Raw genomic sequence first — 21,277 nt, forward strand, 5'->3', positions numbered from 1 at the left:
TTTTCTATCTTGAAAGTAGATAAAAAGCTACGTATGGATCTTTCATCATTATTCTCACTTGACGGAAAAGTCGCTCTGATTACAGGAGCAAGTAAAGGAATTGGATTCGGTATTGCAGAGATATTTGCTGCGGCAGGCGCTAAAGTCGTCCTGTGTAGCAGAAAACAGGATGCTGTGGATCATATGGCAACCAAACTGCGAGCAAAAGGATATGAAGCTGTAGGCATAGCCTGTAACGTGGGAAATATGGATGAACTCCCAAACCTGGTGGGCAAAACCATAGAATCGTGCGGACAACTCGATATACTGGTCAATAACGCAGCAACAAGTCCCGTTTTCGGGCCAGTACATGAAACGAGCTCCACAGCTTTTGACAAAATTATGAATGTAAACCTGAAAGCTCCTTTTGAACTTTCAAAATTATGCTGGCCCTATTTGCGAGCTTCTTCAAATGCCTCAATAATCAATATCAGTTCTATAGGCGGTATTTCCCCTGAACATGGATTAGGTATATATAGTGTAAGTAAAGCTGCCTTGATTTCCATGACCAAGGTATTGGCCAAGGAATGGGGAGAAGCTAAAATTCGGGTAAATGTGATTTGCCCAGGTCTAATCGAAACTAAATTCTCAGAACCCCTTTGGTCCAATGAAAAAATCATGAAAATGGTCATGAATAAACTCGCCATCAAGCGCGTGGGTTCGGCCCAAGAAATTGGAGCTATGGCGCTATTTTTAGCTTCCCCCGCATCCGCTTATACTACGGGCTCTGTGTTCACAGCAGACGGAGGTTTCACTATTTAACTACAAGAATGAATATTTCAACTATCGGGATTATAGGCTCTGGCAACCTTGGCACCAGAATCGGATTGCAAGCCGCTTTGTCAGGTTACCACGTTCAGGTTTATGATATTCAAGAGATCAGTTTGAAAAAATCTTTGTCAACTATGAAAAAGCTGTTGGCAAAAATGACTAGAGAAGAGTTAATCAATGCACAAACGGGACAGAAAGCCTTTGAGAGGATATCGTTTACAAAAGACCTCAAAAAGGCGCTAACCAAAACTGATTTAATCAGTGAAAGTGTCACGGAAGATCTAACCATTAAAACTGAAGTGTGGAGAAAAATAGGTCGACTAGCTCCAGAGCACACCATTTTTACTACGAATACCTCCTATTTGCTTCCCTCGCAGTTTTCGGAAGTTTCAGGTAGACCTGAAAAATTCTGCGCTTTTCATTTTCACGATGTCTTCCATTCGAGAGTAGTTGACATCATGCCGCATCAAGGAACTTCATTAGAAGTTGTTAACCTATTGGAAGATATAGGTCGCAAACTCAATCAAATCCCAATTCTTGTAAAAAAAGAACATTCAGGCTATATCTTCAATACTTTGCTTATAGCTTGGATCGATGCTGCTGGTAGATTGCTAACAGGAGAAATCGCTGAGATGGAAGCTATTGACAAATCCTGGATGATTAATTTCAATATGCCCGCCGGGCCATTTGGGATTTTGGATAATGTGGGCTTAGATACAGCTTGGCACATTACCAGTTCACGGAGAAATCCCTCCTCTCGTGCATTTGCTGCACTATTGAAAACCTATTTAGATCAAGGGAACTTGGGAACCAAATCTGGAGAAGGTTTTTATAAATACCCAAACCCAAGCTATAAGCATCAGGATTTTTTAAAATAAATTAAACAATTTTGCTCCAAATTAGATCTAGCTTAACAAGCTGCTCGTAATTCCAATTTCACCTAATCACCCCGATGAAGTCCCTTTATTTTAATCTTGCCTTTGGCTTGCTTTTTCTGCTTGCCAAAAATGGCTATGCTCAGCTTACCAGTGGTAAAGAATCAGAATTTCCAATTTCAATTCATAACCAAGCTGAATTTGCGCAGGTTGATTCTGGGCACTATGATTTGGCAGAATTTTTAGCGATTGAGGATTCATTGGATTTCCAATTTTTAAAATATCCGATAACGGACCTAGGATTTACTGACGGTACCTATTGGGTGCGATTTTCTTTAGAAAATACACTAGACGAACCTCTGACATATTCCCTGGAAACAGCAAGACCAATCACCGATTTAGTACACTTATATCAATTGACTAATGGAACTGTAGTCTCAGATCAGTTGAGTGGAGATCTAGTAAAGTTCGAGAATAGACCATTCCAGCATAGAAAGCTAATTTTCCCGATCACAATTGCTCCAAATTCTACTTCGAGATTTTACATCAAATACCAAAGTGACGGAGAAGTGATTTCTGTTCCTTTGCTGTTAAACAATACTTCATCCCTAGTAAACTCCTCTTTCTTTACCCAACTGATTTTCGGTTTTTTCTATGGGATTCTATTTATAGCGAGTGTGATGTACCTATTCTTTTATTTTGGAATGAAGGAGTCAAGCTTTCTATTCTATGTAGCTTATGTAGTATCTATAGCTTTACTTCATTTAAATCTTGATGGGTACTTTTTCCAATATATCACACTAGAACCGGGTTGGTTTGCCAATCGCTCCCTATTAATCTTCGCAACGCTTAGTTCATTGGCCTTATGTGGCTACAGTTATGTTTATATTGAGATAGAAAGGCTTTCTACCTTTATAAGGCGATCCTACCATTTCCTACTATTCGCCCACCTGATTCTTTTCTTGGCAGTATTAGTTTACTCAGCAGGCCAGGCCAGTTACTATCCTGCGGTAAATATCCTTGGAGTATTGACTTTAGCCTTGATTATCACCACTATTTTCAATTGCTACCTACTCAAACTTTCCATTGATTTTTTTTTCACCGTCGGTATAGCTTGTTTGACATTTGGCTTTGTCATTTTCATATTGAATAATTTCTCAGTAATTCCAAATTCATTTTTCACTGCAAATGCTTCCAAAATAGGAACTGGGGCTGAAATTATCTTTCTATCTCTTTCCATGGCCAATAAAATCCGCTTGCTCAAAACTGAAAAGGAAGAAATGCAGGAACTTGCCTTGATCCGGTCTGAGGAGTCTAATGAAATGAAGTCATACTTCTTATCTAATATGAGTCACGAACTCAGAACTCCATTGAATGCGATTTTAGGTCTTTCTAAGTCTATTATTAGTAATACCGAGGACCCTACAATTAAAAACAACCTAAGTCATTCAATATTCATCCATGTCTTTGCTAGGGTCAATCAATGATATTTTGGACTATTCTAAAATAGAAAAAGGAGAACTGAAACTTGCCCATGTGGATTTTGACCTTCAAAGAATCATACAGGAATTAAAGGTGGTGACCAATCAAAAATCCCGCGAAAAAGGCCTGAAATTCATTTATGAGGAAAGTAATTCAATCAATGATAAACTGATAGGTGATCCCATTCGCTTGAAGCAGATCATTTCAAATGTCCTTGACAACGCCACCAAATTCACTCATAATGGCGAAGTCAAAATGAAGGTGAATACGGAAGAAAGCCAGCAAAACAGAATTACACTTTTATTGGAAATTGAAGATTCTGGTGTTGGGATTGCCCCTGAAAAACTCGATCGAATTTTTGAGTCCTTTAATCAGGAGCAGATAAATGATAAGCGGAAATATGGGGGTTTTGGTATTGGGCTCTGTATTGTCAAGGCATTGGTAGAACTTCATCAAGGCACTATAAAAGTAAACAGTGTGAAGAATAAAGGTACACAAGTGATTATCAAGATCGAACTTGAAAAATCTACCTCAGTGGCTACAAACCAAGAATTGTTGACTCCAGCACAATCTGAAAAGCTTATGTCTGGTAAGCATTTTCTGGTAGTCGAAGACAACAGGGTCAATCAGCTGGTGATCAAATCTATACTGATAAAATGGAAGGATGTGAGCTTTGACTTCGCAAACAATGGTTTAGAGGCATTACAGGCTATGAAATCTAAAGCGTATGATGTGATTCTGATGGACTTGCAAATGCCGGAGATGGATGGATACGAAGCGACAGAGCAGATTCGATCCGGGAATTCGGGATTGAATTCAACTAGCATTCCAATTATTGCAGTCACTGCAGATACAACTGAAAAAACTAAAGCCCGGGTTTTCGCCATTGGCATGGATGATTACATAACCAAACCAATTGACCAGGAATTACTCTATTCTAGTGTGGAAAAAGCGCTTTATCTGGAAAAAATAACGCTCGATATTTAGTCGCAAATCAGTGAGAGTGAATTAGCATAAAATCACCTAACCCTTATTTATTGCTAGGCTTTGGACTATAATCCATTGGCAGCAAATCACCCACTCTTTCCCAGGCAATGTATCCTTCGACCAAAATTCCAAAAGGATCAGCATAGCTCCCATTTGCATATATTTCTAGGTCTTCCATTTCGAGATGAATAGTAGAAACCTGATTTCCCAACTTTTCAGTACTCGCCCGACCTTTAAATTCAATGCTTTCTAACTCCTCAGTATACGTGACATGTACGTAGTCACTGAAACTAAGCAGGACCTTTCCCTCCGAATTATTCACTATAAGTTCCCCTGCGGATATGGGGTTAGAGTCCAATTGATTGACAAACTTGCCCGGATTGGATGGATCAGGAATTCGATAAAGTTTTCTAAGTATAAATCCCTGGTCTCCGTGTTTCCTTCATAAATAGACCTAATTAGATGTTGTAAACTTCCTCGGTAGGCTTTTTCACGTTCTTTTTCGACTTTTCTCTGCTTAGCTCGAGATAAAGTAGAGTCGGGAATAAAGAGAGGGTACCCAGCGTAGAACACATATCCATCGTTCCTTTCAAACCTAAACTCTTCTAGTAAATAGTCTAGTCTGTAGCCAAGATTTGGATTGTCAATTTTCAGAATGTCTGTTGCACTTACCTTGAGCATACCAGCTTCACTTTGATCGTCCAATCTCAATACAGTGTCATTTAGAAATTTACAGGAATTGCCATTTTCTGAAGTACCAAGAAAATATGCTTTGAAATTCTCCAGGTTCCTATACCATGCTGGATCACGATTAACCTTCACCTCTACCAGGTCCAACTCCTCCTCACTTGGACTGAGTAAAAATCTGTATCCCTGAGGCTTTAAATCATCTGTTGACAAGCTGAATATCAAACTATTATACCCTAACATACGAATAATCACTTCATAGTTTCCTTCGGGAATAGAAAGATAGAATTTCCCATTGCCATCGGCAGACACACCAAAAGTTGTATTCGTTATAAAAACGGTGGCATAAGGAACTACTTCACCTGTCTCATAGTCAGCAACTGTACCCTGAAAGACTTGCTGCGCAAAAGCGATATTGCCACACAAAAACAAAAACAAGCCTAAAACAATCTTAAATAGAATTGAAATAGGCTTGCTCATATAGTCTCAATCAGGAATTGATGTCTCTTTACTTTTTCTTAGCGAATCGACCTCCCTTTTTCTTAGGTTCCGGCTGATTTTCAATGATATGGATGGTCTCTTCGTAAGTCAACGTTTCAGCTTCCTTATCCTTAGGGATTTTGTAATTGTTCTTACCCATTTTGATGTAAGGCCCCCATCTTCCGTTCAGTACCTGGATCTCTGGATTCTCGTCAAATGATTTAATATGCTTTTTAGCATCTGCCTCTCGCTTATCTTTGATCAGTTGAATGCCTTCTTCCTCTGTAATGCTCAGCGGATCCATTTCTTTTGGAAGGGAAACAAAATTGCCATCATGACGCACATATGGTCCAAATCTACCAATAGCAGCCACCATCTTTTTATCCTCAAACATTCCGATGTCTCGAGGTAACTTGAACAATTCCAATGCATCTTCCATCGTAATATTTTCGATGAATTGCCCCTTTTTCAAGCTTGCGAACTGCTTTTCCTCATCTTCAGAATCTCCAATCTGAACCAATGGTCCGAATTTCCCCAGTCTCGCAATCATAGGCTTGCCACTTACCGGATGGTTTCCAAGTTCACGACTAGTATTGAGATCTTGCCTAGCTATTTGCTCGGTGTCTTCTACGTTCTTGTGGAAATTTCCATAGAAAGAATCTAGCATATCCTGCCATACTTGACCTCCAGCAGCGATATCATCAAACTCCTTCTCTACCCTAGCAGTAAAACTAAAGTCAATCACATTCGGGAAATGCTCTACGAGAAAGTCATTAACCACCATTGCAATATTCGTTGGGAAAAGCTTCTGTTTCTCTGCGCCCGTATTTTCGGTTTTGGTTGCTTCTTTGAACTCCCCTTTGGCGATGATCATTTCTACATAATCTCTAGGTGTTCCATCTCTGGATTCCTTTATGACATATTCGCGACGTTGAATCGTAGAAATAGTAGGAGCATAGGTAGATGGTCTGCCGATTCCTAATTCTTCCAGCTTCTTCACCAAAGATGCCTCCGTATACCTTGGAGAAGCTCTAGAGAAGGTTTCACGACCTTTCATTTCTTGCAAGGCCAAGCTTTGACCTACAGTCAAAGGAGGCAATAATGCCTTACCTGCATTGGTTTCTTCCTCTTCCGGCTCATCATCGGTATCTTCCAGATAAACTTTCAAGAAACCATCAAATTTGATAATCTCACCAGTCGCCACCAGATTTTGAGGTTGATTCGAGATATCGACTGTAATAATTGTCTTCTCCAATTCTGCATCAGCCATCTGTGAAGCTATTGCACGCTTCCAAATCAGCTCATAGAGCCGCTGTTCGTTACGTTCTCCCGATACATGGGCATTTCCAAAGTCGGTAGGTCGGATGGCTTCGTGAGCCTCCTGAGCACCTTCAGACTTGGTGGTAAACTTTCTTGATTTATGATATTTATCACCGTATGAATCTTGAATGGCGTTTTTGGCAGAAGCCATTGCATCATCTGATAGATTCACACTATCTGTTCTCATATAGGTAATTTTACCCGCTTCATACAATTTCTGCGCTACAGACATGGTTTGAGCCACAGAGAAGTAAAGTTTTCTACTCGCTTCCTGCTGCAGTGTAGAGGTGGTAAATGGTGCGGCTGGAGATTTCTTTCCTGGTTTTTTCTCCAGGTTTGGCTACTGAGAAATCAGCGGCTAAACACTTCTTTAAAAACTCCTCAGCTTCAGCTTTAGTATCAAATTTCTTAGGTAATTCAGCTTGGAAAGTTTTTCCTTCTACCTCGAAAATTGCAGTTACTCTAAAACTTGATTTAGCCTTGTGCTGCTCAATTTCTCTTTCCCTATCTACAATCAATCGGACAGCGACAGACTGAACTCTACCAGCAGATAATCCAGTTTTAATTTTTTTCCAAAGAATGGGAGAAAGCTCAAAACCTACCAAACGATCCAAAATACGTCTAGCTTGCTGGGCATTTACCAAGTCTATGTCTATTCCACGTGGATTTTCAATTGCTTTGGTAATTGCATTTTTGGTGATTTCTCTAAAGACGATTCGTTTAGTAGTTTCATCCTTCAGCTTCAGCACTTCCTTCAAGTGCCAAGATATTGCCTCTCCTTCACGGTCATCATCACTCGCTAGGAATACTGTCTCAGCATCCTTCACCAAGGCTTTTAGGTTTTTGATTACGTCCTTTTTATCAGCAGTAACTTCATAGGTAGGACTAAATCTATTTTTAATATCGATTGCTTTATCGCCTTTCGGCAGATCCCGCACGTGACCGTAGCTGGATGCTACCTTATAGTCTTTGCCCAAGTAACCTTCGATGGTTTTGGCTTTAGCAGGTGACTCGACGATAACAAGGTTTTTTGACATAGAAAAGCAGTTTTTCTGGGATTTCAGGCCCGATTAGAAAAGCTAAAAATAGATGGCATTGTTGTCTCGTCCAAATATTTAAAATTCGACAGAACCATTTTGGAGGGATTTTTGAACGATTAATTGAACAGTTCATAGGTCATAAACCACTTATCATGAAGCGATTATTTTTACTTAGACACGGGGAAGCAGGTTTTTCTGATGGTTCTGATTTTCAAAGACATCTTACTACAAAAGGTAAAGAAAATCTGATCAGAATGGGAGAAAGACTCAATCCAACGCTTAAAACGATTGATTTGATGTACTGTTCTGAAGCTGTACGCACTCGCGAAACAGCTGAAATAATGGAAAAGTACCTGGCTATCCGGGAGTCAGTTTTCCTTAAAGACATTTACCATGGAGACTTAAGAAATATAATTGCAATCCTTGAAAAAACTTCGAATATCGTAGAAACTTGTTTGCTTGTCGGTCACAATCCAACCATTAGTCTGCTTTTATCTCACGTATCCAATGAAAATTACTTAGGATTACAACCCGGAATGTTGGCTATAATAGACTTAGAAATTTCAGATTGGGATATGATCGGGTTTGGTACGGGTGTCTTAAAAGAAATAATTCAATAAAAAGAAAGTATTTAATTTCCGAGCAGATCAAATTTAAACCACTTATTTACTTTTACTCATTTTTTACCACCTATTTATCAAATATTACACCCTTATCTATCTATATTTACTAAATAATTTAGATAAATGCCTGTATTTGATGGCAGCTATTTATAAATTTCAATTCTTTGAGATTATCCTAACAGTGCCTGGCTAAAAATAAGTCTGCCCCATAAACAACCCAAAATATTCTTACGAATCCTCTGCCTAGGAACCACAATTTGATTTAAGATCAATTGGCTAAAACTTGAGTACCCTTTATAAGAATATACATACCCAAATTTCGATTACCTGATGAAAGTTCTGGTATAAAATCCAGCCATATTAATCACCCAGTATCTTTCTTGCTGTTATTTCAAATGATGCTTTAGATCAACAAACGCTCTTCTGATATCAAAATAACACAAGCCAATTTAAATGCAAAAAGCCCTGAATTTAACTTTTCAGGGCTTTTTGCATGTGGAATATTGAAATCAGAAATCAGTGGACTTACCGTCTAAATCAAGCTTTTTGATCCAAACATTTCTGTAAAACACATCGTGTCCTTCAGCTTGAAGCTTTAAGCCTCCAGGTGTATCAGTAATCCCTTTCCCACCGTCATTTCCCCCATCAAGCCCTGAATTGGGACCACCCCAAACTTGCTGTATTTCTTTGTCTTCGTGGATTTTCACACCATTTAAGTAGACTGTCGCACGGGGCTTCGCTACTAGTTTCCCATTTTCAAATCGTGCCGCTTTAAATTCAATATCATATGCATTCCACTTGCCTATGCCATAATACTCCTCAGAAGTAGGAATGTGCTCGTTTATCAGGGCGCCCATTCCATGGTCACCATAATCCCCATCTAGAATCTGAACCTCATACCTATTCTGCAAATATACTCCGCTATTTCCACCTTCATTCTTAATGAAAAACTCCACGTGTGCACGAAAATCCTTGAATTTGTCCTTTGTCACTATATCTGCGGCGCCATACAATCCCCCAGCTGCTGCCGGATCATTACTACTAATTGCTTTTCCACCATCAATAGGATCAGCTACCTCAGGCCATTTAATAGGTTTTTCAGCCATAAATCTAGGTCCCTCCCAATACTCCCAATTTTTTTCAAGAGATTTTTTGGAGCCGTCGAGATATAATTTGGCACCTTTCTCAGGCTTCACCCCTACCCCCGTTTGGGCAGATGCAATGGTTGCCGATCCGAATAAGGCTAGAGCGATGGAAAGCCCTTTGAAAAATTTGTAATTCATATGTTTTGAGATTTGAATGTATTTTTTTTGGGAAAATAATAACTAGACCATGTCCAATTGTTCAATTTGGTTAATTTTAACCAAAATCAAGCTTTTTAATACATGAAATCGCAGCTGCATTAGGCAGGAGTGTTTCAAGTTCGCTACCCATTAGGAATGCCTGTTTGATCTAGATGATTGACTTTAAACTATTTAATTATAAACCTATGAAATGGGAAGGAAGAAGACGAAGTTCAAATGTAGAAGATAGACGAGGTCAGCGAGTTGGAGGTTCTGGTGGTGGTGGATTTAATCCTATGCTAATTGGCCCCCTTCTTAAAATACTTTTCTCCAAAACTGGGCTGATAATCGTTGGTGTGATAATCGCTATTTCTGTCCTGACAGGAACCAATCCCCTAACTTTCCTCGGCAATTTCATGGGAGGCGGTCAACAAGGCTTCACTACTGAAACAAATTATACTCCTTCTGCAGAGGAAGACCGTTTGGCTGCTTTCAGCGAAACCATACTGGCTGACACAGAAAGATGTGTGGAATAAGGTCTTGGATAATTATAGAGAACCCACCTTGGTTCTATTCAGTGGACAGGTTTCTTCCGCGTGTGGAATGGCTTCAAGTGCAACAGGTCCCTTCTACTGTCACTGGGGATGAAAAACTTTACATAGACCTAAGCTTTTTCAAAGAAATGGAGATGAAATTAAATGCTCCTGGAGACTTTGCTCAGGCTTATGTCATAGCCCACGAAGTAGGACATCATATACAGAAAATCTCCGGTATCACCGCAGAAATGGACAAACTACGAGGTCAAGTGAGCGAAAAAGAATACAACCAATTTTCAGTGAGATTAGAGCTTCAGGCTGATTTCCTAGCAGGAGTTTGGGCTAATCACAGTCAGAAGTCTATCGGATGGATGGAAAAAGGTGATTTAGCTGAAGCTCTAAATGCGGCGAATGCCATCGGAGATGATCGACTTCAAAAGCAAGCAACCGGAAGGGTCACACCCGACTCATTTACACATGGCACCTCAGCTCAGCGAATGAAATGGTTTAAAAAAGGATTTGAAACTGGAGATATCAATCAGGGGGACACCTTTAACACAAATGACTTATAGCCCTCATGGGTTGATTTCCAACACCTGGATCTGCTCCGGATCGATCTGATGTATATACTGACGCAAGATATAATAGGTCTCTGGAACTTGTGTCACCAAATCCAATTGAGAAGGGATGTCATCAGTAAGTTCGTCGTTTTCTAGATAGGCAAATCGGCTTAGCATTCCACTTTCAAACATACAATAGGCAGTTTCACTGGGGTTTCGCCCTTCCAGTTTGATCAGAATTTCCTTTTGGCCATCCTTGATCTTTTCCATAAACTCTGACACGCGTGTATTATAATCCTCCGGTTTCTCTGTAAAATCGCAAGCGCCCTCACATCTCAAAAGGTCTTCCGGTTCACAATTCACTTTTCTCAAGCCACAAAGTTTTGGACAAAGACCATAGGTTTCAATTCCAGTTTTGAGAAAGGTATTCGCCTCTTCCATAGAAAAAAAGGACTCAACCGGTTTGAAAAATTTGGTGATTTTCGCAACCTGAAATCTTCCATATCCAGAATTATCTTCGTAATGAAACAACCCAAACAATCGCTTTGGAAGCTTCGACGCATAATTATATTTAGGCCATAAGCGCTTAATTTCCAACGTCTCAAACAAAAGCGCCATTAGTTCACTTCCAGTTAATTCCCATTTTAAATCAAAGACTTCATTCTTTAATTTCTGTTTTAGACTAGGTAGTAATTGACCGGAGAAGTGGTTTTTAAACCTTTCCCTAATATTAATCGCCTTACCTACATAGATCGTTTTTCCATGCTCATCTTGCATATAATAAACACCACATGCGGTAGGTATTTCTTTGAATTTGGAGTGAGGAAAGTTGGGCGGTAAAAAAGCTTCTCCTGTGTTTTTCTTCAGGGATTGATTGATGATTTGGTAATCAGATTTGATCATTCTATCAAACAAAATCGCCGTTGCCTTAGCATCTCCCATTGCCCGGTGCCTAGCCTCAATCTCGATTTTCTGACTTTCGCACAGCCTCCCTAAGCTATAAGATTTCATACCCGGATATACTTTTCGGCTGAGACGAACAGTACAGAGTTTGGGAGTTTTAAGCTCCTTCCCTACTTTCAAAAATGCCTCACGAAGAAATCCATAGTCAAAACTGACATTGTGTGCTACAAATACCCTGTCGTGAAGTAATTCCCACAATTCAGCATGGATAGCTTCAAAAGTAGGCTGGTGTCTAACCATAAAATTATCTATTCCTGTCAGCCCAGTAATGTAGGTGGGAATGGCCTGCTCAGGATTTAAAAGTGTCTGATACTCCCTGATAATCGATTCCCCATCGTGAATCAATACAGCTATTTCAGTTATCCCACCATTCTTTGGCGCACCGCCGGTGGTTTCAATATCTACTATGGCGAATTCCATTGGCTAAAAGTAAGGATAAGAATTTTCAGATTAGAAAAGTTGTCAGAGAATGACAAAGAACCAATACCAGTTCAAGGTTTGGGATCATTCATCTATAACTCCAATCACATCTCAAAGTATCGGTTCCTCTCATTTTTTTTACCATTTATCCTATAAATGCAACTTTGTTTCATTTGTGCTAGTTTATAATATTATCGCCGACTATTTTTGCATCGTGAATTTGAAAACAGGAATACTAGTGTCAGTAATTTTACTCCTTGGCCATACCCTCTATGGGCAGGATTGTAAATTATCCATAAGAGGTAAAATCATTCATTTGGAAAACAATGAGCCAATTGAAGCAGCCTACATATGGGTTGCTGAAGCTGAAGAAGGAGCTGTAAGTGACCAGAATGGAAATTTTACCATAAAGAATCTATGTAGTGGGTCCTACATACTTACCATTCAATACCTCGGACATAAAACGATTACGGATACTTTTAATCTGGAAACCAATACATACAGTAAGACCTACAGAATGGAGGAGGAATCTTTAGGCCTTCAGAGTGTAGAAGTCCACGGGCACCGAGACGCAGTGCAAACTACTACAGCTGTTTCAGCGCTTTATGGAGAAAATCTGCTCGAATCAAGAGGAGAAAATTTAGGAGAAAGTCTAAAAAGGATCTCCGGAGTATCTACTTTTTCTACAGGGAATAGTATAGCTAAGCCCGTGATCCATGGTATGCACAGTAATCGAATCATGATCATGAATAATGGGATTCGATTGGAAGGACAACAGTGGGGAGCAGAACATGCTCCGGAAATCGACCCTTTTCTAGCGGATGAAATCACTGTAGTAAAAGGTGCCGAGACAGTAAGATACGGCCCAGAGGCAATGGGAGGAGTTATTCTTGTAAACCCCGCACCACTACCCACTACTAAGTTTAGCAAAACTAGTCTCAACCTTATCGGTGCCTCAAACGGAGGAATGGGTAATCTTAATCTTGTTCATGTGGGAGGGTTAGAAAAAGTAAAAGGCTTAGGTTACCGAATACAAGGCTCCGCTAAAAGGTCAGGCAATATAAAATCACCAGGATATTTTCAGGACAACACAGGTTTAAGTGAACTGAATTTAAGCAGTTCCCTAGGGTATAGTAGCTCAAAACTTGGCGTAGAAGCTTATTACAGCTTATTCCATTCTGAATTGGGAATCTTGAATGATTCACATACTGGGAATCTTTCTGATTTAGAAAACATCATTGAAAATGGTCGTCCCTTTTCGGATGGAGAATTCACCTATGAAATACTCAACCCGAAACAACGTGTAACACATCATTTGGCAAAGCTAAAGTCCCATTATCATATTTCTGAAAGCTGGAAAATAAATTTCCAATACGGGTTTCAGCTAAATCATCGACAGGAATTTGACAAACGTAGAGGAGATCTGAATGAAAAAGCAAGTTTGGATTTAGAGCTTTTTACCAATACGCTAGACCTATACGTAAATCACACGCATAAGAATGAATTAAGTGGCACTTGGGGCGTAAACCTCATACAACAGGCAAACAGTAATGTTCCGGGAACAGGTGTGACTCCATTGATCCCCAATTACGATATGATCAATGTAGGAATGTATGCCATGGAGAAATATTCCAAAGGCCCCTTGGAAGTGGAAGCTGGCATACGCTATGACTTTAGAAATGTAAACACTGCCAGATACATTGATAATGAATTAAGAACAGCGGATTTGGATTATCAAAACTTTTCGGCATTCCTAGGTGGCCTTTACCATATCAGCCCAGATCTGACTTTCAATTCCAATTTTGGCTCAGCCTGGAGACCTCCTAATGTCAATGAACTTTTCTCTGAAGGTCTTCATCATGGTGCTGCAGCGGTGGAAATTGGAGATCCAAATTTAGAATCTGAGAAATCACTTAAATGGATCAATGAACTTCAATACGATGGAAATAAAACCCATTTGGAATTCACAGCATACCTGAATCCTATTCAAGATTACATTTACCTGAATCCAACAGGTGAAACCTATGTGAGTTTGAGAGGGACATTCAATGTCTATGAGTACTTGCAAGCAAATGCACTTTTCTATGGTTTTGATTTTGCCGGAAGCTATGAATTCACGGACAAGTTTAGTGGATATGTAAAAGGTTCAATAGTGCAGGCGAAGAATACAGGAGACGACAGCTACTTCCCTTTTATTCCATCTAATAGAATGGATTGGGGCGTCTCATACAGCTTCGCAAAGGATTCTGATCCCAAAACGAATAAAATCACTTTAAGTAATGTTTTGGTCGCAAAGCAAAACAGAGAGCCGGAGTTAGACATTGCTGCCGCTCCCCCAGCTTATGCTTTATTCAACCTAGCTTACACCAAGCAAATAAACATCGGTGAAAACAAGATGAATCTTGGTCTTCAGGTACAGAATGTATTCAACACCGAGTATAAAGATTATATGAACCGCTTTCGATACTTCACCTATGATATGGGAAGAAATGTCTTATTAAAAATCAATTACGAATTCTAACCAATTATTTTATGAACACAAAAAACAAACTGTACCTCCTTGCACTAGCATTTGTTGCATTTTCGATTTCGAGCTGCGAAAGTGAAGATCCAGTTCCAGAAAATGACGGAGAGGTGATTACGGACGTAACATTGATGTTTCAAGAAATCGACGATACGGGAGCTGCAGTGGGCTCTCCTTTTGAATTCACAGCATCTGACTCAGAAGGAATTGAAGTGGGTGGAGCGCCTACGGTGGAAACTGTAATGTTATCAAAAGGTAAAACCTACCAAATGTCGATCGAAGTATATAACTCAATCGAAAATGAAGACATCACTGAAGAGATCCAAGAAGAAGGCGATGAGCATCAATTCTATTTCTTGGGTTCTGCTTTTATTAGCTCTCCATTCCTATCCTATATTTATGATGATGAAGGAAGTGAATTGATCGGATTGAAAGGTATCGTGTCCGTGCAACAAAGCCCGGGTTTCAGCACAGCTGAAATGCGAGTAATACTGCGTCATGATTTGGACAAAAACTATCCAGGAGCTGACAATCCAAATTTCACGGATTATGCCCAAGCAGGTGGTGAGTCTGATTTGGATATCACTTTTCCTGTAGTAGTAGAATAATTTTTACTACCCTATCAAACACAAAAAGCAGCTCGAAAGCTGCTTTTTGTGTTTAAACTTAATTCAGAAGGTTAAAATTCAGGTGAGCAAATGGTCATTGACTCCGCATCAAAACTACTCGCTTCATCTACATTTGACCCTACATTTCCAGCTACTAAAATCACTTTATAATCAGGACCTTCACTTGCCAAATGCACCTTCACATGTCCATCGAAAGTCTTCATATCCTCGAAACTTAGCTTAGTACCATCCATCAACGCACCAAGTACTGTTTTACTTTCTAAGTCAGCACCATTAACCGGAGTAAGCATAAGAGCCATCGGCGCTTCAGGGTCAGTATAATTCCCATAATGTAAATGAGCTGGAAAATTGGTGGAAGTAGAACTCCTTTCTCCCACTAACTGAATAGTAGCCTCCAAATTGCCATCTATCATTTCCCGAACAGAAAACGTCCCACTGTAGTCAAACTCACTGGCTTTAAACAATTGAAAATCCAATTTTTGCCCTGTATATATATCTTGATCACTTTCAGTACAAGATCCAAAAGCAATCAAAACCAGAAGTACTACAATTACATTTCTCATAGTTCAATTTTTCTAAACTCAACGCAAACAGATTTACAACTGTTCGGTTATTTCTAAAATTATCAATTCATTTGGTATTCTTCCCGATTATTTTAAAATCGGATAGCTCATTAAACTTACCTAATTCTCTTTATAAATTTCACTAATGAAAGAAACGCGTCTGGCAGTTGGTTTAGATTATTTCCAAAAAAAAGGTTGGACGCTTTTTCCATTCCAAATGCAAACTTGGAATGACTACCTCGATGGGAAATCCGGGCTTCTAAATGCACCAACAGGCTCAGGAAAAACCTTTGCGTTGTGGTTTCCCGTCATTTTAGAATACATACATAACAATCCCGATTCCTGGCAAAAACCAAGGAAAAATGGAATTCAACTGATTTGGGTAACTCCCCTCCGAGCCTTGGCACAGGATATCCAAAAAGCTATGCAGGACGTCTGCGAAACTATTGGCTTACCTTGGCAAGTCGTAGTAAGAAATGGGGATACAGATGCTAAAACACGCGCTGCGATCAAGCGAAGACCGCCTGAGTGTTTAATAACCACGCCTGAGACTTTGCATGTGCTCATTTCCCAGAAAGATCATGCAGATTTATTTCAAAATGTACAGGCTGTAGTTGTAGACGAATGGCATGAACTGGTAGGAAATAAGCGAGGAGTACAAGTCCAACTTGCACTGGAATATATACAATCTATTTGTCCAGGCACCTTTCGAAGATGGGCAGTATCAGCAACCATCGGGAATTTGGAAGCTGCAGCAAAAACTCTTTTGGGAGAAAATCTACCATTACATATTGTAAAGGCAGCTATAAAGAAACAGATAATTCTAAATACGGTGATTCCCGAGGAGGTAGAGAAATACCCTTGGCATGGTCATCTAGGAATTAGAATGCTAGACCAAGTTATTCCGATTATTGAAGCGGGAAAAACAGTTTTACTTTTCACTAACACCCGATCTCAAACAGAAATTTGGTATCAGAAATTACTTGAAGCAAGGCCAGATTGGGCTGGGTGGATTGCAATGCATCATGGTTCGCTTGACATGTCTGTCCGAGGTTGGGTGGAAAATGCCTTGCACGAAGGGACATTGAAACTCGTAGTTTGCACTTCTAGTTTGGACTTAGGAGTGGATTTCAGGCCTGTAAATCGTGTCATCCAAGTAGGTAGTCCAAAAGGAGTTTCCCGATTTATGCAGCGAGCCGGGCGGGCATCCCACCAACCAGGATTGCCATCTGAGATATTTTTTGTGCCTACCAATTCCTTGGAACTAATCGAAGCTGCTGCATTGAGAGATGCCATTGAGAAGGAAGAATTAGAGTCACAATTCCCTCCTATCTTAGCCTACGATGTCCTGATTCAGTTTTTAGTAACCTTAGCTGTCGGCGATGGATTTGATGAAAAATCAATTTATGAAGTGGTTAAAAAATGCCATTCCTATAAGGAATTATCTTTCGCAGAGATGTCTTGGATCATGGATTTCATCACCAAGGGGGGAGCTTCTTTGGGGAGTTACGATGACTTTTTGAAAGTGATTCAAACAGAAGAGGGTCTCTACAAAGTGACCAATAAGAAAATAGCTATGAAGCACAGATTGTCAATGGGGACAATTGTATCTGAGGCTATGATAAAGGTGAAATTCAAAAATGGTGCTTATCTCGGGACGGTGGAAGAATCATTCATTTCCAAAATGAAAATTGGTGACCGCTTTTTCTTTACTGGACGAAGTCTCGAATTACTTAAAGTTTATGGATTGACAGCCACAGTAAAGGTTTCGGAAAAAAAGGCCACCAATGTGGTGAGTTGGATGGGAGCACGAATGTCACTTTCTTCTAAACTGGCAGATAAAATCAGGGAAATCTTTGAACTCTACAATCAGGGAGTATATATCTCGGAAGAAATAATCCAAGCCAAACCGATTTTAGACCTACAAAACAAACTCTCCATCGTGCCTGATCGAGATACATTTTTGATAGAATCACACCAAACTAACCAAGGATTCCACATCTTCTTTTATCCCTTTGAAGGCAGAGCAATACATGAGTTGATGAGCGCCTTAATAGCTTACAGAATAAGCGTCAGCTATCCGGTGACTTTCAGTATGGCGATGAATGATTATGGGTTTGAGTTACTTTGCGACAGCTATGTGAATATCGAAGAAATACTGGAGGAAGATCTTTTTTCACTTAAAAATCTTCGGGAAGATATACTCCGCTGCGTCAACGAGACGGAAATGACTAAAAGAAAATTTAGAGAAATCGCCAGCATTGCCGGGTTGGTTTTCCAAGGATATCCAGGAAAACCTACTTCATTCAAACACATTCAAGCTAATTCCAGCTTGCTTTTTCAGGTTTTTGAACAATATGATCCTGAGAATTTATTGCTAAAACAAGCGCATGGCGAGGCAATAGATCAACAGATGGAAGAAGATAAAATGATTCATGCCTTGCAGAAAATCAATCAGCAGCAATTAGTAGTGAGGCACCCAGTTCAATTCACTCCATTTTCCTTCCCTATCATGGTTGATCGACTGAGCAGGACCTCCATCAGCTCAGAATCAATTGAAGACCGGATAGCGAAAATCCAGGCGCAGTTTCAGGTGACTGATTAATTAGCTCTCCAGAAGAAAGGAGTGAATAAAATCAAGAGCGTAAATAACTCCAACCGACCAAGAAGCATGATTACAGACAAAAATATTTTAGCCGAAGGAGAGAAAAACGCGAAGTTATCTACTGGTCCCACTTTGCCTATTCCCGGGCCGACATTTGCGAGTGATGTAGCAACAGAGCCTAATGAAGTAGCCAAATCATAACCCATCAGAGAAAGAACCAAAGCCCCCAACACAAAAGTGAGCAGGTAGATCAACAAGAAATTCATGATGTGAGTGATGATTCTCCCAGTCACTCGATCTCCATTGATCATCAAAGGAACAATCGCTCTTGGGTGTACCAAGCGCTTAAATTCAAGCCATGAATTCTTAATGAAAGTCAGATGCCTTACAAACTTGATCCCACCTGCTGTAGAACCTGCACATCCTCCCAGAAACAACAGCATAAAGCAGATAAAAGTAACTCCTTGACTGTACTGGGTGTAATCATCAGTCACAAATCCAGTGGTGGTTACAATCGAAACCACCTGAAATAAGGACTTACGAAAGGCTAATTCATGACTTACACCACCATTGGCAAAAATCGGGTAATACAGGATAATTGAGATCGCCAAGAGTGCAAATCCATAGGTTTTAAACTCATCACTTTTAAAAACCCGTTTGAATTTTCCCATCAGCCCAAAATAGATCACTGTAAAGTTGGTCCCTGCCAAAAACATGAAAAAGATAGCGACGTATTGGATAAAAGCGGAATCGTAATAAGCCATACTAGCATTTTTGGTGGAGAATCCACCGGTTGCCAGTGTGGTAAGTGCGTGATTGATTGCATCGAAAAAGGTCATACCTCCTGCCCAATAAAGCAAAGTAGCCATCACCGTAAGTCCAACATAGACGTACCATAACCGCTTTGCTGTTTCAGAAATTCGTGGGTGAACTTTATCAGAAGTTGGACCAGGAGATTCAGCTACAAAAAGCTCAATCCCTCCTATTCCCAATAGCGGAAAAATAGCAACAGTCAGTACAATGATTCCTAATCCTCCTATCCATTGCGTCATGCTTCTCCAAAAAAGCAAGCCCTTGGGCATTGCTTCAATATCAGTTAAAATGGAGGCCCCAGTGGTCGTAAGACCTGACATAGTCTCGAAAAGCGCATCTGAAAACCCGTTGATCTCGTGACTGAGCACGTAGGGAAGCATTCCAAACCCCGCCATAAACACCCAGCTTAAAGCAACAATCAAGTATCCTTCTCTCTTTCGAATATTTTGATCCTGCTTGGAAAATGAGAAAAACAGTGTGGCTCCAATAATCATAGTAATGACCGCGGAACTCAAAATAGGCCAAGGATCCTCTTCAAAGTGAATAGAAAAGATAATACCAGGAAGCATCAAAATGGATATTAGCACCAAGAGTGCTCCCATGATCTTTCCTATTTCTTTAAAATGGATCATTCCTTAATGAAAAAGTTTTTCTAGCGCATTCTTAGCTTCAGGTAAAGCCAATACAATTGCTTTATCATTCAAATCCAATTGAAAGTCCCCATCCGGAATAAAGACTTCTTCTCCCCGGATTACACCAGCTACAATTGCCGAATCGGGGAAGTGTAACTCTCTTAGTGGATTTTTTATTAATCGGTTATTTTTACAAACGGAGTATTGGATAAACTCTGCATCAACTCCATAAATCCCTGAAACAGCCTCAACAGTGCCTTTTTTCAAAAATCTTGATATCTCATTCGCAGCAACCAGTTTCTTATTAATCAGTGAATCTACACCAATACTATGCGAAATATGAATATACTCTCGGGTATCTACGTGGGCGATAGTCTTGTAAACACCGTGATTTTTGGCAGTCAAACTCGCAATAATATTCGTCTCTGAAGATTCGGTCAATGCAAGGAAAGCATCCATCTGCTCTAATCCCTCTTCAATTAGTAATTCTACATTTTTATAATCTCCATTGATTACCAGAGAGTTCCTTAGATTCTCAGCAAGCCATTTACAACGTTCTTTATCTTTATTGATAAGCGTAACGCGGAAATGATCTTCCAGTCTCAAGGCTGTAGTCAAAGCCATATCATCTCCACCGATAATCATCACATTCTTGATGGTATGCTTTTCCTGACCAAGAACCTCCATAATAGTCTGTGTATTCTTTTTCGTCGAAATAAAGAATACGTGGTCATTATTTCTGATTATCGTACTGCCACGAGGTATGATAGTTTTCTGATCTCTCAGAACTGCGATGATTCGGATGTCTTCAAAAATCGGATTGGATTTGGTATCCATGATCCGCTGGTTGACCAAAGGATTACTTTGATCTAGCGTAATTCCTACAATATTGAGCTTTCCACCTTCGAAATCGAAAACTTCCGTAAAGCTGGAATTCTCGATCATATTGAAGATATGCTTGCTACAAAGCATGGTAGGCGAGATCAGATTGTCAATGCCTAAATTTTTAAAATAGGCTAAATTATCAGACTCCATATAGGAGTGATTTCTCACTCTAGCCATCACGCGTTTTGCACCAAGCTGCTTTGCAAGGACAGCAGTTACGATATTCGTTTTCTCAGAAGTGGTCACAGCCAAAACCATACTGGCTCTGTTCACATTGGCACGTTTGAGAATTTCAAATGAGGTAGCATCGCCTTGAACTGTCAATACGTCAAGTTTGGAAGACACATAATCCAGAACTTCTCTGTCTGTATCGATCAGCGTAATGTCCTTATTATCAAAACTTAATTGCTCAGCGAGGTGGTAACCCATATCTCCAGCACCGGCAATCACTATATTCATCCCCATAGAGGTAATTCAGGTGATTTTTGAATTGGCAAAAATAATAGCTTTCTAAATGGTAATCAGTTATTAAGCAATTTCTTTTCGGTCTTGTAGGTCAA

16 protein-coding genes and 2 pseudogenes are annotated in these 21,277 nt (G+C 39.9%); 9 read left to right on the forward strand and 9 right to left on the reverse strand.

What is annotated here, in order from left to right:
• Positions 1-33 precede the first annotated feature (33 nt).
• The 4 genes from AC0L6R_RS21215 to AC0L6R_RS21230 all read left to right on the forward strand — a co-directional run bounded on the left by AC0L6R_RS21215 (position 34) and on the right by AC0L6R_RS21230 (position 4,154).
• Positions 34-801 (forward strand): SDR family NAD(P)-dependent oxidoreductase, encoded by a 768-nt coding sequence (locus AC0L6R_RS21215; protein WP_473273028.1) that lies wholly within the window; start codon positions 34-36, stop codon positions 799-801.
• Positions 802-809: 8 nt separating this feature from the next.
• Positions 810-1,688: a 3-hydroxyacyl-CoA dehydrogenase gene (locus tag AC0L6R_RS21220; protein WP_473273029.1), complete on the forward strand. Its 879-nt coding sequence runs from the start codon at positions 810-812 to the stop codon at positions 1,686-1,688.
• Between the two features lie 74 nt (positions 1,689-1,762).
• Positions 1,763-3,172 (forward strand): 7TMR-DISM family protein, encoded by a 1,410-nt coding sequence (locus AC0L6R_RS21225; RefSeq protein WP_473273030.1) that lies wholly within the window; start codon positions 1,763-1,765, stop codon positions 3,170-3,172.
• Complete coding sequence (locus AC0L6R_RS21230) at positions 3,147-4,154, forward strand: ATP-binding protein (protein WP_473273031.1); 1,008 nt, start codon at positions 3,147-3,149, stop codon at positions 4,152-4,154. Before AC0L6R_RS21225 ends, AC0L6R_RS21230 begins: the two co-directional genes overlap by 26 nt.
• Positions 4,155-4,197: 43 nt before the next feature.
• Here the strand turns inward: AC0L6R_RS21230 and AC0L6R_RS21235 are convergent, their stop codons facing one another.
• From AC0L6R_RS21235 to AC0L6R_RS21250, 4 genes and pseudogenes are all read right to left on the reverse strand, one after another.
• Positions 4,198-4,476: a hypothetical protein gene (locus AC0L6R_RS21235; RefSeq protein ID WP_473273032.1), complete on the reverse strand. Its 279-nt coding sequence runs from the start codon at positions 4,474-4,476 to the stop codon at positions 4,198-4,200.
• On the reverse strand, positions 4,476-5,321 hold the full coding sequence (locus tag AC0L6R_RS21240; RefSeq protein WP_473273033.1) for a carboxypeptidase-like regulatory domain-containing protein: 846 nt from the start codon (positions 5,319-5,321) through the stop codon (positions 4,476-4,478). Before AC0L6R_RS21240 ends, AC0L6R_RS21235 begins: the two co-directional genes overlap by 1 nt.
• 28 nt (positions 5,322-5,349) lie before the next feature.
• Positions 5,350-5,697, reverse strand: a complete 348-nt coding sequence (locus AC0L6R_RS21245) for a topoisomerase C-terminal repeat-containing protein (RefSeq protein WP_473273160.1) — start codon at positions 5,695-5,697, stop codon at positions 5,350-5,352.
• Between the two features lie 10 nt (positions 5,698-5,707).
• A pseudogene (locus AC0L6R_RS21250) lies at positions 5,708-7,678 on the reverse strand (type IA DNA topoisomerase).
• Between the two features lie 155 nt (positions 7,679-7,833).
• Between AC0L6R_RS21250 and AC0L6R_RS21255 the strand changes: the two are divergent.
• Positions 7,834-8,301 carry a SixA phosphatase family protein gene (locus tag AC0L6R_RS21255; RefSeq protein WP_473273034.1) on the forward strand — a complete coding sequence of 156 codons (468 nt, stop codon included), beginning with the start codon at positions 7,834-7,836 and terminating at the stop codon, positions 8,299-8,301.
• Between the two features lie 512 nt (positions 8,302-8,813).
• Here AC0L6R_RS21255 and AC0L6R_RS21260 read toward each other — a convergent pair.
• A complete protein-coding gene (locus AC0L6R_RS21260) occupies positions 8,814-9,587 on the reverse strand; it encodes a 3-keto-disaccharide hydrolase (protein ID WP_283411148.1) in 774 nt (257 codons plus the stop codon).
• Positions 9,588-9,793: 206 nt separating this feature from the next.
• Between AC0L6R_RS21260 and ypfJ the strand changes: the two are divergent.
• A pseudogene (gene ypfJ, locus AC0L6R_RS21265) lies at positions 9,794-10,695 on the forward strand (KPN_02809 family neutral zinc metallopeptidase).
• 3 nt (positions 10,696-10,698) lie between these two features.
• Here ypfJ and AC0L6R_RS21270 read toward each other — a convergent pair.
• Positions 10,699-12,066 carry an exonuclease domain-containing protein gene (locus AC0L6R_RS21270; RefSeq protein ID WP_473273035.1) on the reverse strand — a complete coding sequence of 456 codons (1,368 nt, stop codon included), beginning with the start codon at positions 12,064-12,066 and terminating at the stop codon, positions 10,699-10,701.
• Positions 12,067-12,304: 238 nt separating this feature from the next.
• Between AC0L6R_RS21270 and AC0L6R_RS21275 the strand changes: the two genes are divergently transcribed.
• Complete coding sequence (locus tag AC0L6R_RS21275) at positions 12,305-14,587, forward strand: TonB-dependent receptor (RefSeq protein WP_473273036.1); 2,283 nt, start codon at positions 12,305-12,307, stop codon at positions 14,585-14,587.
• 11 nt (positions 14,588-14,598) lie between these two features.
• Positions 14,599-15,198, forward strand: coding sequence for a hypothetical protein (locus AC0L6R_RS21280; protein ID WP_473273037.1), 600 nt, complete (start codon positions 14,599-14,601; stop codon positions 15,196-15,198).
• Positions 15,199-15,269: 71 nt separating this feature from the next.
• On the opposite strand, the gene AC0L6R_RS21285 is transcribed toward AC0L6R_RS21280, so the two are convergent.
• Positions 15,270-15,782 carry a hypothetical protein gene (locus AC0L6R_RS21285; protein WP_473273038.1) on the reverse strand — a complete coding sequence of 171 codons (513 nt, stop codon included), beginning with the start codon at positions 15,780-15,782 and terminating at the stop codon, positions 15,270-15,272.
• A gap of 145 nt (positions 15,783-15,927) precedes the next feature.
• Here AC0L6R_RS21285 and AC0L6R_RS21290 point away from each other — a divergent pair, with 145 nt between their 5' ends.
• Positions 15,928-18,387, forward strand: coding sequence for a ligase-associated DNA damage response DEXH box helicase (locus AC0L6R_RS21290; protein ID WP_473273039.1), 2,460 nt, complete (start codon positions 15,928-15,930; stop codon positions 18,385-18,387).
• On the opposite strand, the gene AC0L6R_RS21295 is transcribed toward AC0L6R_RS21290, so the two are convergent.
• Together AC0L6R_RS21295 and trkA are read right to left on the reverse strand one after the other, a co-directional pair.
• A complete protein-coding gene (locus tag AC0L6R_RS21295; RefSeq protein WP_283411155.1) occupies positions 18,384-19,832 on the reverse strand; it encodes a TrkH family potassium uptake protein in 1,449 nt (482 codons plus the stop codon). The two genes, AC0L6R_RS21290 and AC0L6R_RS21295, sit on opposite strands and share 4 nt — an antisense overlap.
• A 3-nt stretch (positions 19,833-19,835) precedes the next feature.
• Positions 19,836-21,182, reverse strand: a complete 1,347-nt coding sequence (gene trkA, locus AC0L6R_RS21300) for a Trk system potassium transporter TrkA (RefSeq protein ID WP_283411156.1) — start codon at positions 21,180-21,182, stop codon at positions 19,836-19,838.
• Positions 21,183-21,277: the final 95 nt, after the last annotated feature.

The organism is Algoriphagus sp. 10J20-15 (genome assembly GCF_055809615.1).